Annotated in this window: 13 protein-coding genes; all 13 read right to left on the bottom strand. The window is 70.9% G+C overall.

The annotated features are described in order from the left end of the window. On the bottom strand, positions 1 to 1,617 hold a 1,617-nt coding region (locus tag ABD841_RS39250), incomplete at its 3' end, for a transglycosylase domain-containing protein (RefSeq protein WP_344982140.1). Further along, positions 1,614 to 1,892, bottom strand: a complete 279-nt coding sequence (locus ABD841_RS39245) for a hypothetical protein (RefSeq protein ID WP_344982139.1) — start codon at positions 1,890 to 1,892, stop codon at positions 1,614 to 1,616. The genes ABD841_RS39250 and ABD841_RS39245, both read right to left, overlap by 4 nt. A 144-nt stretch (positions 1,893 to 2,036) precedes the next feature. Then, the gene (locus ABD841_RS39240) at positions 2,037 to 2,546 is read right to left on the bottom strand and encodes a GNAT family N-acetyltransferase (RefSeq protein WP_344982138.1); all 510 of its coding nucleotides are present in this window, start codon (positions 2,544 to 2,546) and stop codon (positions 2,037 to 2,039) included. Between the two features lie 210 nt (positions 2,547 to 2,756). Continuing rightward, positions 2,757 to 3,494 carry a 4-hydroxy-tetrahydrodipicolinate reductase gene (dapB, locus tag ABD841_RS39235; RefSeq protein ID WP_344982137.1) on the bottom strand — a complete coding sequence of 246 codons (738 nt, stop codon included), beginning with the start codon at positions 3,492 to 3,494 and terminating at the stop codon, positions 2,757 to 2,759. Between the two features lie 179 nt (positions 3,495 to 3,673). Then, entirely contained in the window at positions 3,674 to 4,984 is a 1,311-nt protein-coding gene (locus tag ABD841_RS39230) for a M16 family metallopeptidase (protein WP_344982141.1), read from the bottom strand. Beyond that, on the bottom strand, positions 4,984 to 7,299 hold the full coding sequence (locus tag ABD841_RS39225; RefSeq protein WP_344982136.1) for a polyribonucleotide nucleotidyltransferase: 2,316 nt from the start codon (positions 7,297 to 7,299) through the stop codon (positions 4,984 to 4,986). Before ABD841_RS39225 ends, ABD841_RS39230 begins: the two co-directional genes overlap by 1 nt. 320 nt (positions 7,300 to 7,619) lie before the next feature. Further along, positions 7,620 to 7,889, bottom strand: coding sequence for a 30S ribosomal protein S15 (gene rpsO, locus ABD841_RS39220; RefSeq protein ID WP_344982135.1), 270 nt, complete (start codon positions 7,887 to 7,889; stop codon positions 7,620 to 7,622). A gap of 210 nt (positions 7,890 to 8,099) precedes the next feature. Beyond that, positions 8,100 to 9,053 carry a bifunctional riboflavin kinase/FAD synthetase gene (locus ABD841_RS39215; protein ID WP_344982134.1) on the bottom strand — a complete coding sequence of 318 codons (954 nt, stop codon included), beginning with the start codon at positions 9,051 to 9,053 and terminating at the stop codon, positions 8,100 to 8,102. A 187-nt stretch (positions 9,054 to 9,240) separates the two neighbouring features. Beyond that, positions 9,241 to 10,140: a tRNA pseudouridine(55) synthase TruB gene (gene truB, locus ABD841_RS39210; protein WP_344982133.1), complete on the bottom strand. Its 900-nt coding sequence runs from the start codon at positions 10,138 to 10,140 to the stop codon at positions 9,241 to 9,243. A 33-nt stretch (positions 10,141 to 10,173) separates the two neighbouring features. Beyond that, positions 10,174 to 11,172, bottom strand: coding sequence for a DHH family phosphoesterase (locus ABD841_RS39205; protein WP_344982131.1), 999 nt, complete (start codon positions 11,170 to 11,172; stop codon positions 10,174 to 10,176). Continuing rightward, positions 11,169 to 11,654: a 30S ribosome-binding factor RbfA gene (rbfA, locus tag ABD841_RS39200; protein ID WP_344982130.1), complete on the bottom strand. Its 486-nt coding sequence runs from the start codon at positions 11,652 to 11,654 to the stop codon at positions 11,169 to 11,171. The genes ABD841_RS39205 and rbfA overlap by 4 nt, the downstream gene beginning before the upstream one ends. 70 nt (positions 11,655 to 11,724) lie before the next feature. Further along, a complete protein-coding gene (locus ABD841_RS39195; protein WP_344982129.1) occupies positions 11,725 to 12,021 on the bottom strand; it encodes a DUF503 domain-containing protein in 297 nt (98 codons plus the stop codon). Between the two features lie 121 nt (positions 12,022 to 12,142). Then, positions 12,143 to 14,068, bottom strand: a 1,926-nt coding sequence (infB, locus tag ABD841_RS39190; protein ID WP_344982128.1) for a translation initiation factor IF-2, incomplete at its 5' end; no start/stop codon positions are given.

Below are 14,068 nucleotides of genomic sequence, written 5' to 3'. Positions count from 1 at the left end.
CACCGGGTCCATCTCGTTGATGCCGAGGGTGAAGGTCTCGTACTCCTGCAGCGGCAGGCCGTCGGCGCGCTTGATGCCCAGCGACTTGGCGGTCTGCACGGTGTCGCAGAGGCCGACCCGCTGCTCCAGCTCCAGGAAGAAGGTGTTGACCGACCCCCAGGTGCCCGTCTGGAGCGTCTTGAAGCCGGGATTGCCCTCGTCGTTGGTGACGGTGTGCGTCGGGTCGCCGACGTTCTCGCCCTTGCAGTTCTTGAACGCCGCGTAGCCCGGGGCGCGGTAGCCGGCTCCGGCGGCGAGACCGTCGTTGATCTTCATGCCCTTCTTGAGCGCCGTGATCAGCGTGAACGTCTTGAACGTCGAGCCGGGCTGGAACCCGACGCCCCCGCCGTGCGCCCCGTCGGCCACGACGTTGTACGACATCTCGTTCCGGGCCTTGGAGTTGCCGTACTTCCGGCTGGCCGCCATGGCCTTGATCGCCCCGGTGCCCGGCTGGACCAGGGCCTCGGAGGCCACCGGGTTGTCGGAGGCGTGCACCCACTTCCGGATGGCCCGGTCCGCCGCCGCCTGCATGCGGGGGTCCAGCGTCGTCTTGATCGTCAGGCCGCCGCGGTTGAGGAACCGGGTACGGGCCTTCTCCGTCTTGCCGAAGCTCGAGTTGTTGAGGATCTCGCTGCGCACGTACATGCAGAAGTAGGGGTAAGGGCTGGCCCCGCACCCGCCGGGCAACGGGGTGCCCTTGTAGCCCAGCGGCTTGGCCTTGGCCTCCGCGGCCTCCTGCGTCGTGATCTTGCCGAGCTCCGCCATCCGGTCCAGCACGACGTTGCGCCGGTCCAGCAGCCGCTGCCGGTTCTTCTTCCCGCCTTCGGGGTCGGTGCTGATGGGCAACTGGACGGCCCCCGCCAGGGTGGCCGCCTGCGCCAGATCGAGCTCGGCCGCCGAGACCCCGAAGAACCGCTTGGCCGCCGCCTCGACCCCGTTGGCGCCCGCGCCGAAGTAGGCGATGTTCAGGTACTTCTCCAGGATCTCGTCCTTGGAGTACTTCTGCTCCACGGCCATCGCGTAGCGCAGCTCGTTGAGCTTGCGCGCGTAGCTGGCCTCCAGCGCCTTCTCCTTCTCCTCCTTGGTGTCGGCCGTGTTGAGCAGCACCTGCTTGACGTACTGCTGGGTGATGCTGGAGCCGCCCTGGGCCACCCCGCCCGAGGAGAGGTTCTTGGCGAAGGCCCGGATGGTCCCCTCGATGTCGATCGGGCCGTGCTCGTAGAAGCGGTAGTCCTCGATCGAGATGATGGCCGTCTTCATCACCTCGGCCACCTTGCCGAGCGGGACGACCTCCCGGTACTCCTCGTAGAACTGCGCGATCTGCCGGCCCCTGGCGTCCAGAACCGTCGTCTTCTCCGCCAGCGGGGGCTCGGTGAGGTCCGCCGGGTTGAGGTTCAGCTCATCCGACGCGGTGATGACCATCGCTCCCGCGCCCCCCACGGCCGGCAGCGCGAGAGCGGCGGCCAGCAGCCCCGCGACCACTCCGGCCCCGGCGAGACGCATGATGCTCGCCCCGGCCGGTCTCCGGGGCTTGACGCCGCGCGCGGTGGCGCGGTCCGGCTCGTCGAAGATGTTCATCCGGCCTCCCCGGTGACGGGACCGGCGACGACCGCGGAGGAGCAGGCGGTGGTACGGCCCGTACCGACGTCCTCGCCGACCGCCTCCCGGGCGGCGGCCACCGGGACCTTCCCCGCAGCGGAGAGGCGCGGGTGGGACGGCCGCCGCACCCCGCTCACCCGCACCGTGCCGTCCGCCCGGACGGTCCGCGGGCCGCCGGCCGGCCGGCTCGCGGGGCGGACCCGGTCGCCGGGCGGCGACGCGGTGGTGGGCCGGGTTGCGGTGGTCCTGGACATCGGTCCTCTCCCTATTGGCATTAGAAACTTTCCCTAACCCTAGAGGAGGCTTGGGCGGCCCATGCCCTTCGAACGCGGCGGAGCGACCGCATCGGACCGTGGAGAACCGGCGCTCACCCGGCGCCCCGGCCGGTGGGACGCCTGTCAGACAAGGCGGCGCATCACGACGCGGGGGGCGAGCTCGATGCCCAGTTCACGCTCGCGGCGGACCAGCGCGGCCAGTTCCGGTCCCCACTCGGCGGGGTCGAGCACGGCGAAGCCGTGCCGGGCGTACCAGGGGCCGTTCCAGGGGACGTCACGGAAGGTCGTCAGGGTCACGGCAGCCGAGCCGACCGCGGCCGCGTGGTCGCAGACGGCCGCCAGCAGCCGCCCGCCGACGCCCCGGCGCCCGTGCTCGGGATGGACGGCGAGCTGGTCGAGGTGGACCTGCCCGTCGACCTCACCGATCATGGCGAAACCGACCGGCGGGGTCCCCGCGACGAGCACCCGGGACGGGTCGTCGGTCTCCTCGATCATCGTCGTGCCCGCCGGGAAGGTGATGCCCACCTGGGCGAAGACACCGTCCGCGGCGATCTCCACCGCCGCCAGCCCCGCCAGTTCCCCGGCCTCGGCCCAGCGGACCTCAACCGGCGCCGAAGATCGAGCGCTCGTCATGGAAGCGGAGAATACAGCGGGAGCCCGCGCGGATCACCTGAGTTACCGGGCGCCGCTGGACCCTGTCCCGCGGATCCTGCCGTTGCGGGGATCGCCCGGTGGCACCTCGCCGGGCCGCGGTGAGGAATCACGGCGTGCCGCGGTGCCCCACGGTAACGCGGCGGGGCACCGCCGGGCGGGCGTGGCGGGCGGAAGAGCCGAGGGACAGGCTCAGAGGTCGAGGAGGTGCTCCAGGCCGACGGTCAGGCCGGGGAGCTCGCGGACGCGGCGCACGCCCAGCAGCACACCGGGGGTGAAGGACGAGCGGTTCATGGTGTCGTGGCGGATGGTGAGGATCTCGCCGTCTCCGCCCAGCAGGACCTCCTGGTGGGCGATGAGCCCGGCCAGGCGCACCGCGTGCACGCGGATCCCCTCGACCTCGGCACCGCGGGCCCCGTCGAGCTGGGCGCTGGTGGCGTCGGGCATCGGCCCGGAGCCCGCCTTGCGCCGCGCCTCGGCGACCAGCTCGGCCGTACGGCGGGCGGTGCCGGAGGGCGCGTCGGCCTTGTTGGGATGGTGCAGCTCGACGATCTCGACGGATTCGAAGTAGCGGGCGGCCTGCTGGGCGAAATGCATCATCAGCACGGCCGCGATGCCGAAGTTGGGAGCGATCAACGCGTTGACGCCGGGGTTGGCGTCCAGCCAGCCCCGCACCGTCGCCAGGCGCCCGGCGTCGAAGCCAGTGGTGCCGACCACCGGGTGGATGCCGTGGGAGATGCACCATTCGAGGTTGCCCATGACGACGTCGGGGTGGGTGAAGTCGACCACCACCTCGGCGCGCTCCAGCTGCTCGATCGGGTCGTCTCTGTCGACGGCCGCGACCAGCTCCAGGTCGTCGGCCGCCTCGACGGCCTTGCACACTTCGACACCGACGCGCCCGCGGGCGCCGAGAACTCCAACCCTGATCACGGCCCCAGGGTATACCGTCGGTGCCCACCGGACTCCGGCGGACCGCGCCCCGCCGGAAAGGGCGGAGCGGCCCCGGTGTGGGAACACCGGGGCCGCTCGCGCCGTGGCTCAGCCCTGTCGCCGGACCATCCGCCGCGGTCGCCGGGCGGCGCCTCGCGGCCGGGGGCCGGAAACGGGGTCTAGCCGGTCAGGAACATGCCGAAATCCTTGTCCTCGTAGGGGCCGATGACCGCCAGGGACATCGGGCGCCTGAGGACGTCACGGGCGATCTCCACGATCTCCTCGGAGGTCACCGCGTCGATCCTCGCCAGGATGTCGTCGACCGAGAGCAGCTCGTCGAAGACGAGCTCGCCCTTGCCGATCCGCGACATCCGGGAACCGGTGTCCTCCAGCCCGAGCACCAGGCCACCGCGCATCTGGCCCTTGCCGCGGACGATCTCCTCCTCCGTGATGCCGTCGGCGACCACGCGGAGCAGTTCCTCACGGCAGATCTTCAGCACATCGTCGATCTTCGACGGCAGGCAGCCGACGTAGATCCCGAACTGGCCGGTGTCGGCGTGCGCGGAGGTGAAGGAGTACGCCGAGTAGGCCAGGCCCCTCTTCTCCCGGATCTCCTGGAACAGCCGGGAGGACATGCCGCCGCCGAGCGCCGCGTTGAGCACGCCGAGCGCGAAGCGGCGCTCGTCGGTGCGGGTCAGCGCGGTCGTGCCGAGGACCAGGTTGGCCTGCTCGGTCGGGCGGTGCAGCACCCGCGCGCCGGAGCGGGCCTCGACGCCGGGCCCCGACAGGCGCGGGGGCGCCGGCTCGGCGTCGCCGCCCAGGGCGCCGGCCCGCTCGTAGGCCTCGGCCACCATGGCCACGACCTGCTCGTGGGTGACGTTGCCCGCCACCGACACCACCGTGTGGGTGGGCAGGTAGTAGCGCCGGTAGTACTCCGCGATCCGGTCGCGGGTGATCGCGGTGATCGACTCGACCGTGCCGAGGATCGGCCGGCCGATGGGCGTGTCACCGTACAGCTCGGCGGAGAACTGCTCGTGCACCACGTCCGAGGGGTCGTCGTCGTGCATGGCGATCTCCTCCAGGATCACGCCACGCTCGGCCTCGACGTCCTCGGGGGTGATGACGGAGGAGGTCACCACGTCGGCGAGCACGTCGATCGCCACCCGCAGGTCCTCGTCGAGGACCCGCGCGTAGTAGCAGGTGTACTCCTTGGCGGTGAAGGCGTTGATCTCACCGCCGATGCCCTCGATGGCCGCGGAGATCTCCAGCGCGTCCCGCGTGGGCGTGCCCTTGAACAGCAGGTGCTCCAGGAAGTGGGAGGCCCCCATGTGCTCGGGGGCCTCGTCCCTGGAACCGATGCCGACCCACATGCCGACCGCGACGGAACGCACGGTCGGCATGGACTCGGTCACCACCCGGAGCCCACCGGGGAGGACGGTGCGCTGCACGACCCCGGCGCCGTCCTTGCCGGGGTGCAGAGTGGTGGTGATCACGAGTTGCGGTCTTCCCCTCCACGGCTGCGGACGCGGGTGCGGCGGGGCCGCTCCTCACGGGGGCGCTCCTCGCGGGACCGCTCCTCGGCGGGCGCCTCGGGCTCCCCCTCGGTCTCGGCGGCCTCGGCCTTGGCCGCGGCCTCCTTCTCGATGACCTCGACGGGCACCAGGGAGAGCTTGCCGCGCGAGTCGATCTCGGCGATCTCGACCTGGATCTTCTCGCCGACGTTCATGACGTCCTCGACGTTCTCGATGCGCTTGCCGCCGTGCAGCTTGCGGATCTGGGAGACGTGCAGCAGGCCGTCCTTGCCCGGCATGAGGGAGATGAAGGCGCCGAAGGCGGCGATCTTGACGACCGTGCCCAGGTAGCGCTCGCCGACCTCCGGCATGTGCGGGTTCGCGATGGCGTTGATCGCCGACCTGGCCGCCTCGGCGGACGGGCCGTCGGTGGCACCGATGTAGATGGTGCCGTCGTCCTCGAGGGTGATCTCGGCGCCGGTGTCGTCCTGGATCTGGTTGATCATCTTGCCCTTGGGGCCGATGACCTCGCCGATCTTGTCAACCGGGATCTTGATCGTGATGATGCGCGGGGCCGTCGCGTTCATCTCCGCCGGGGAGTCGATGGCCTCCTGCATCACGTCGATGATGGCCAGGCGGGCGCCCTTGGCCTGCTTCAGCGCGGCGGCCAGCACGGAGGCGGGAATGCCGTCGAGCTTGGTGTCGAGCTGGAGCGCGGTGATGACGTCCTTGGTGCCGGCGACCTTGAAGTCCATGTCGCCCATGGCGTCCTCGGCGCCGAGGATGTCGGTCAGCGTGACGTACTGGTCGCCCTCGTTGATGAGGCCCATCGCGATGCCCGCGACGATGCCCTTCAGCGGGACACCCGCGTCGAGCAGCGACATCGTCGAGGCGCAGACCGACCCCATGGAGGTCGAGCCGTTGGAGCCCAGCGCCTCGGAGACCTGACGGATCGCGTAGGGGAACTCCTCGCGGCTGGGCAGGACCGGGATGAGCGCCCGCTCGGCGAGCGCGCCGTGACCGATCTCGCGGCGCTTGGGCGAGCCCACCCGGCCGGTCTCACCGGTGGAGTACGGCGGGAAGTTGTAGTTGTGCATGTAGCGCTTGGTGCGCTCCGGGTTGAGCGTGTCGATCATCTGCTCCATGCGGAGCATGTTGAGCGTGGTGATACCCAGGATCTGGGTCTCGCCGCGCTCGAACAGGGCCGAGCCGTGCACGCGGGGCACGATGTGGACCTCGGCGTTGAGCTGCCGGATGTCCTTGACGCCGCGACCGTCGATGCGGACGCCCTCGGCGATGACCCGCTCGCGCATGAGCTTCTTGGTCAGCGACCGGAACGCCGGGCTGATCTCCTTCTCGCGCCCCTCGAAGTCGGGGGCGACCTTCTCGACGACCAGGGCCTTGATCCGGTCGAGCTCGGCCTCGCGCTCCTGCTTGCCGGCGATGGTCAGCGCGGCCGCCAGCTCACTCTTGATCGCGTTGGTGACGGCCTCCAGGACGTCGTCCTGGTAGTCGAGGAAGACCGGGTACTCCGCGGTCTCCTTGGCGGCGACCTTGGCGATCCTGGACTGCGCGTCGCACAGCACCTTGATGAACGGCTTGGCCGACTCGAGGCCCTGGGCCACGGTCTCCTCGGTGGGAGCCACGGCGCCCTCGGCGACGAGCTTGAGCGTGTCACGGGTCGACTCGGCCTCGACCATCATGATCGCGACGTCGCCGTCGTCCAGCACGCGGCCGGCCACCACCATGTCGAAGGTGGCCCGCGCCAGCTCGGAGTGGGTCGGGAAGGCGACCCACTGGCCCTCGATCAGCGCGACGCGCACACCGCCGATCGGGCCGGAGAAGGGCAGCCCGGCCAGCTGGGTGGACAGGGACGCGGCGTTGATGGCGACCACGTCGTACAGGTGCTCGGGATGGAGCGCCATGACGGTGGCGACGACCTGGACCTCGTTGCGCAGGCCCTTGACGAACGACGGGCGCAGCGGCCGGTCGATCAGGCGGCAGGTGAGGATGGCGTCCTCGGAGGGACGGCCCTCACGGCGGAAGAAGGAGCCGGGGATGCGGCCCGCGGCGTACATCCGCTCCTCGACGTCGACCGTGAGAGGGAAGAAGTCGAGGCTCTCCTTGGGAGTCTTCGACGCGGTGGTCGCGGACAGGACCATCGTCTCGTCGTCGAGGTAGACGACGGCGGAACCCGCCGCCTGGCGCGCGAGCCTGCCGGTCTCGAACCGGACGGTACGCGTGCCGAATGAGCCGTTGTCGATGACGGCTTCGCTGGTGTGGACACCCTCCACGGGGGACCTCCTTGTACGTCGGTCGCCCGCGTCCGCCCAGGCACGCCTCGCGCACCTGGGTCGTCCTTGTCGCCGGCTCCCCGTAGGCGCAGCGCCGGTCTTCGATCGAAGCGCCCGGTTCCGTATGGCTTGCACCATGATGACCGAGGGCCACTACCGAGGACCGGCCCTCCGACGCCGTGGGGCGCGCTTGCTTGCGGACGCGGGGCACTTTCTCGGCTATTCAGTTTGCTCACTGGACGGGTGTCTACCCGGCGCGACGCGCCGACACCCGGCCAGATGAGAGGAGGGAGCGGCGCGCACGCCGCTCCCTCACAACGTTATCGGCGCAGGCCGAGCCGCTCGATGAGCGAACGGTAGCGCTCGATGTCCTTGCTCTGCAGGTACTTCAGCAGCCGGCGGCGACGGCCGACGAGGAGCAGCAGGCCACGGCGGCTGTGGTGGTCGTGCTTGTGCGTCTTCAGGTGCTCGGTGAGCTCGCTGATGCGCTTGCTCAGCAGCGCGATCTGCACCTCGGGGGAACCGGTGTCGGTCTCACCCTTGGCGTACTCACCGATGATCTGCTTCTTTGCGGCGGTGTCGAGCGACACGTCTCTCCTTGAACCTCTACGGGCACGCGTGATTCCTGGAGCCCGAACGACCGTGCGTGCCTACAGTCGCCGTGGCGAGATCCGCACCCGGAAGTCGCACGACCACCGGTTACAGAGCTGACATGCCAGGCTACCACCGGCGCACGGCCATTCGCACATCGCGCGGCAGCGCCGCGGGACCGGGGGCTCCGCGGTGCGTCGGCCGGCGCGTCAGGCCGTGAGGCGGCGGACCTCCTCGACGTCGGCGTGGATCTGCGCGACGAGTGCCTCGATCGAGTCGAACCTGGTGTTGCCCCGGAGCCTGAAGCCGAAGTCGACGGCCACGTGGGCGCCGTAGAGGTCGAGGTCGTCGCGGTCGAGCGCGTACGCCTCCACGGTGCGGGGCACTCCCTCGAAGGTCGGGTTGGTGCCGACCGAGATCGCCGCGGGCCAGCGCTCGCCGCCGTAGGCGGCCGGCAGGTTGCCGGTCGGCACGCCCTGCAGCCAGCCCGCGTAGACGCCGTCGGCGGGGATCGCGGTGAACTCCGGGGACTCCACGTTGGCCGTGGGGAAGCCGAGCTGGCGTCCGCGCTGGTAGCCACGGACGACCACGCCCTCGACCCGGTGCGGGCGGCCGAGTGTCGCGGTGACCGCCTCCATGTCGCCGGCGGCGATCTGCTCGCGGATGAGGGTGGAGGAGATCGTCTCCCCGTCGCTGACCAGCGGGACGGCCTCCGCCACGAAGTCGTATTTCTCGCCGAGCGTGCGCAGGGTCTCGACGTCGCCGGCGGCCTTGTGGCCGAAGCGGAAGTTCTCCCCCACCACGACCCCGGCGGCGTGCAACCGGTCGACCAGCACGGTCTGCACGAACTCGTCCGGGGTCATCCGGGAGAAGTCGAGCGTGAAGGGAAGCACGCACACCGCGTCGACGCCGAGGTCGGCGAGCAGCTCGGTGCGGTGCCGGGCCGTCGTCAGCCGGGGCGGGTGCGTGCCGGGCCGCACGACCTCCTCCGGGTGAGGGTCGAAGGTCACCACCACCGAGGGCACCCCGAGCTCCGCGGCCATACTCACGGCGCGAGCCACCATCTTCTGGTGACCGCGGTGGACGCCGTCGAAGACGCCGATCGTGATGACGGACCTGCCCCAGTCCTCGGGCACGTCCTCCAATCCGTGCCAGCCTCGCACCGCAGCCTCTTCCCCTCGTCGTGGATCGGACCCCTAAAGCCTGCCATGCTCGCCGCCCTCACCCCCAATCGGGGAGCCCCTTGATGGCGCCACACCCGCTGACGTCGCACGACGGCACCACGCGCGCACCGCCGGGGAGGCGCTCACACCACCCGCCGCCGGATCAGGAGGCACCCCCGCCGCCGGGTCAGGAGACGAAGACGGCCAGGGACCTGGCGGTCCTGCCCTGCTCCTCCACGAGGGCGATCAGCGTGCCGTCCGGGGCGAACACCCCGATCGGGCCGGCGCCCAGGCCGAGCGCGGGCAGCCGCCCGCCGTGCGCGACGGTGCTCGCCTCCTCGGCGGTCACGTCGCGGCGCGGGAAGGCCGCCGCGACCGCGTCGGCCATCGGCAGGATCGCGCAGTCGGCGGCGAGCTGCTCCAGGCTGCGGGCCAGGGACAGGTCGTAGGGGCCCACCCGGGTCCGGCGCAGGACGGTCAGGTGACCTCCGACGCCCAGGGCGGCGCCCAGGTCGCGGGCGAGCGAGCGGATGTAGGTACCGCTGGAGCAGCGGACCGAGGCGGCCACGTCGACGACGTCGCCGTGCCGGTGCACGGCCGTGACCTCGAAGGCCGACACCGTCACCGGGCGCGGCCGGAGCGCGACGTCCTCCCCCGCCCTGGCCCGCTTGTAGGCCCGCTCTCCGTTGATCTTGATGGCGCTGACCTGCGGCGGGACCTGCATGATCTCACCGGTGAGGGCGGCGACGCCCTTGGCCAGGTCCTCGTCGGAGACACCCGCCGCGGACGCCGTCGCGATGGTCTCGCCCTCGGCGTCGTCGGTGTTGGTGGACTGGCCGAGCCGGATCGTGGCGTCGTAGCCCTTCTCCGTGAGCGCGAGGTGGCCCAGCAGCCGGGTGGCCTTCTCCACCCCGACCACCAGCACGCCGGTGGCCATGGGGTCGAGGGTGCCCGCGTGGCCGACCTTCCGGGTGCCCGCGATGCCGCGGAGCTTGGCGACGACGTCGTGCGAGGTCCACCCGGCGGGCTTGTCGACGATGATCAGGCCGCTCGGCGGCGGGGTGCGCTTGGCTCGGGCCGTGCTCAATTCGGGGTCCTTCCGCGAGGAGCGCTCGGAGATCTACAGGAGTGCCCGGAGACTCGCGATCGTCTCCTCCAGGGGCAGGTGAGAGGTGAAGCCCGCGGCCTTGGCGTGTCCGCCACCGCCCAGCGCGGCGCAGACGCGCGAGACGTCCACCCCGCCCTTGGAACGCGTGGAGACCTGCCAGGCACCGTCGTCGTCCTCCTTGAGGACCGCGGTGACGTCCGCCTCGTCGGTGCGCCGGACCACGTCGATGATCCCCTCCACCTCGTCGTACGGCAGCCCGTAGGCGGCCCGGTCGGCGCGGGTGACGTACGTCCACACCAGGCCGCCGCCCACCTCCGGCTCCAGCCGCACCCTGTCGAGGACGGCGCCGAGCACCTTGAGGTAACCGAACGGGGACCGGTCCCACAGTTCCCGGGCGATCTCTTCGGTGTTGAGCCCGGTGGCCACCAGCCGGGCGGCCATGGCGTGCACCTCCGGGGTGGTCGAGGAGTGCTTGAACGAGCCGGTGTCGGTGACGAGGCCGACGTAGAGGCAGGTCGCGATGGCCTGGTCGATCGGCAGGCCGAGCCGGTCGATCAACTCCTCGGCGAGCACGGCGGTGGCCGCGGCGCCCGGGTCGACCAGGTTGACCGTGCCGAAGCCGGTGTTGGACGGGTGGTGGTCCACCACGATCAGCTCGCGCGCCTTGCACGTGGTGTCGGTCAGCGTGCCGAGGCGCCCGACGGTCGGCACATCGAAGGTGATCATCACTTCCGGAGCCGCGGGATAGTCGGCGGGCTCGGCCAGCAGCTCCTGCCCGGGCAGGAAACGCAGCAGCCGCGGCACCCTGAAGCGGCGCTCGCCGAAGGAGGCCGTGACCCGCTTGCCCGCCGCGCGCAGCGCGAGCCCGACCGCGAGGGTCGAGCCGAGCGCGTCGCCATCGGGTGAGACATGGCAGGCCAGCGCGATCTCGTCGGCGGACGAGATGAGCTCGACGGCCCTGTCCCAGTCACGTCCGGAGACCGGGCCGCCGTCACGCAGGTCGGCCGTCACGTTGCGGAGTGTCCCGCTCGTTCCGAGGGTTCGTCCTCGTCCTCGTCCTCCCCGAGCCCGCCGCGCTCCTCGGGCTTGCGGTACGGGTCGGCGTCACCGGCGTGCCGCGCGCTCTCGGCGCGCTTGGCGATCTCGGCGTCCCTCGCCCTGGCCTCGGCGAACAGGTCGTCGAGGTGGCGGGCGCTCTCGGGGATCGGGTCGTGGGCGAACGTCAGCGTCGGGGTGTGGCGCAGGCCCGTCTGACGGCCCACCTCCGAGCGGATGAGCCCCTTGGCGCTCTCCAGCGCGGCGGCGGAGTCGGCCCGCTCTGCCTCGGAGCCGAACACGGTGTAGAACACCGTGGCGTCGCTCAGATCGTTGGTGATCCGCGCGTCCGTGACGGTCACGAACCCGAGCCTGGGGTCCTTGATCCGGCGCTCCAGCATCTCGGCCACGACCTGGCGGATCCGGTCAGCGATCTTGCGTGCGCGTGCGGCGTCCATCTGGCTCCCCCCTTCTCACGGGCGCGGCCGGGCGCGGAGACGTGCTTCCGCGACCGGCCGTTCCCCGCATCTAGTCCTCGTCGTTGTAGAGCCGGTGCCGGGCCGACAGCAGCTCGATCTCCGGATGGAAGGCGATCAGTCGCTCGCAGTCGTTCATCACCGCGCCGCAGTTGGCGGCGGTGGCGGAGACGACCGCGATCCCGATCTCAGCGCGGCGGTGCAGGTCGAGGTGGCCGGTCTCGGCGACGGCCACTGCCGGGAACCGCCGCTGCACCTCGGCGACGATGGGCCGCACCACCGAGCGTTTCTGCTTCAGCGAGCGGACGTCGCCGAGCAGGATGTCCAGTGTCAGAGCACCTACATACATGGTGAGTCACTCGCCACGGATGTCACCGTGCCGCGGGGGGCTCGGGGCCGCCCGCCGGTCGCGCCCCCGCGGAAAGAGGGGACGCGACCGGCGGGACGGGCCGCCGTGCTCTTCCAGGGCATCAGACGCGCGGCTTCTCCCGCATCTCGAAGGTCTCGATGATGTCGTCGATCTTGATGTCGTTGTAGCCGACACCGATACCGCACTCGAAGCCCTCGCGGACCTCGGTCGCGTCGTCCTTGAAGCGACGCAGCGAGGACACGGTGAGGTTGTCCGAGATGACGACGCCACCGCGGATGAGACGGGCCTTGCTGTTGCGGACGATCGTGCCCGAGCGGACCAGAGCACCGGCGATGTTGCCGATCTTCGGCACCTTGAAGACCTCGCGGACCTCTGCGGTGCCCATCTGGACCTCTTCGAACTCCGGCTTGAGCATGCCCTTGAGGGCCGCCTCGATCTCCTCGATCGCCTGGTAGATGACCGAGTAGTAGCGGATGTCGACGCCCTCGCGCTCGGCCAGGTCGCGCGCCCGGACCTCGGGCCGCACGTTGAAGCCGATGATGACGGCGTTGTCGTCGGCGACCGCCAGGTTGACGTCGTACTCGGTGATCGCACCGACGGCGCGGTGGAGCACCCGCAGGCGCACCTCGTCACCGACGTCGATCTTGAGCAGCGCGTCCTCCAGAGCCTCGACCGAACCGGAGACGTCACCCTTGATGATGAGCTTGAGCTCGTCGACCTGGCCCTTCTCCATCTCGCTGAAGAGCTCTTCGAGGGTGCGCCGGCGGCCGGACCTGGCCATGTCGGCGATGCGCTTACGGGCCGCCCGCTGCTGGGCGATCTGGCGCGCCATCCGGTCGTCGGTGACCACGATGAAGTTGTCACCGGCGCTCGGCACCGCGGTCAGACCGAGGACCAGCACCGGACGGGACGGGTCGGCCTCCTCGATCGCCTCGCCCTTGTCGTCGAGCATCGCCCGGACGCGGCCGAAGGCCTCGCCACAGACGATGGAGTCGCCGACGCGGAGCGTGCCGCGCTGGACCAGCACGGTCGCCACCGGGCCGCGGCCCTTGTCGAGGTGGGCCTCGATGGCGACGCCCTGGGCGTCCATCGTCGGGTTCGCCCGCAGGTCGAGCTCGGCGTCCGCGGTGAGCAGGATGGCCTCGAGCAGGTCGTCGATGCCGGTCCCGTTCTTGGCGGAGATGTCGACGAACATCGTGGTGCCGCCGTACTCCTCGGCGACCAGGCCGTACTCGGTCAGCTGGGCCCGGACCTTGTTGGGGTCGGCGCCCTCCTTGTCGACCTTGTTGACCGCGACCACGATCGGCACGTCCGCCGCCTGGGCGTGGTTCAGCGCCTCGATGGTCTGCGGCTTCACGCCGTCGTCCGCCGCGACCACCAGGATGGCGATGTCGGTCACCTTGGCGCCTCGGGCACGCATGGCGGTGAACGCCTCGTGACCCGGGGTGTCGATGAAGGTGATCCGCCGGTGCTCGCCCTCGTGGTCGGTGGCGATCTGGTAGGCACCGATGTGCTGGGTGATGCCACCGGCCTCGCGGGCCACCACGTTGGTCTGGCGGATGGCGTCGAGCAGCTTGGTCTTACCGTGGTCGACGTGACCCATGACGGTCACCACCGGCGGACGCGCGACCAGGTCGCCCTCGTCGCCCTCGTCCTCACCGAACTCGATGTCGAAGGACTCCAGGAGCTCGCGGTCCTCCTCCTCGGGGCTGACCACGAGCAGGTTGTAGTCGAGCTCGGCGGCCAGCAGCTGGAGGGTCTCCTCGTTGACCGACTGCGTGGCGGTCACCATCTCGCCCAGGTGCAGCATGACCTGCACCAGGGACGCCGGGTTCGCACCGATCTTGTCGGCGAAGTCCGACAGCGAGGCGCCGCGCGACAGGCGGATCGTCTGGCCGTTCCCGCGGGGAACCTGCACGCCGCCGATCGACGGGGCCTGCATGTTGTCGAACTCCTGGCGCCGCTGGCGCTTGGACTTGCGACCGCGGGTCGGGCGCCCGCCGGGACGGCCGAACGCACCCGCCGT

The sequence above is a fragment of the Streptosporangium fragile genome, assembly GCF_039534445.1.
Classification (GTDB): domain Bacteria; phylum Actinomycetota; class Actinomycetes; order Streptosporangiales; family Streptosporangiaceae; genus Streptosporangium; species Streptosporangium fragile.
Note: the sequence above shows the minus strand (reverse complement) of the source record. Positions and strands in the feature narration are given on the sequence as shown.

What these genes read in the sequence shown, in the direction of transcription:
- ABD841_RS39245 (WP_344982139.1), bottom strand. Translation starts at nt 1,892, where the DNA reads ATGTCCAGGACCACCGCAACCCGGCCCACCACCGCGTCGCCGCCCGGC.
- ABD841_RS39240 (WP_344982138.1), bottom strand. Translation starts at nt 2,546, where the DNA reads ATGACGAGCGCTCGATCTTCGGCGCCGGTTGAGGTCCGCTGGGCCGAG.
- rbfA (WP_344982130.1), bottom strand. Translation starts at nt 11,654, where the DNA reads ATGGACGCCGCACGCGCACGCAAGATCGCTGACCGGATCCGCCAGGTC.
- ABD841_RS39195 (WP_344982129.1), bottom strand. Translation starts at nt 12,021, where the DNA reads ATGTATGTAGGTGCTCTGACACTGGACATCCTGCTCGGCGACGTCCGC.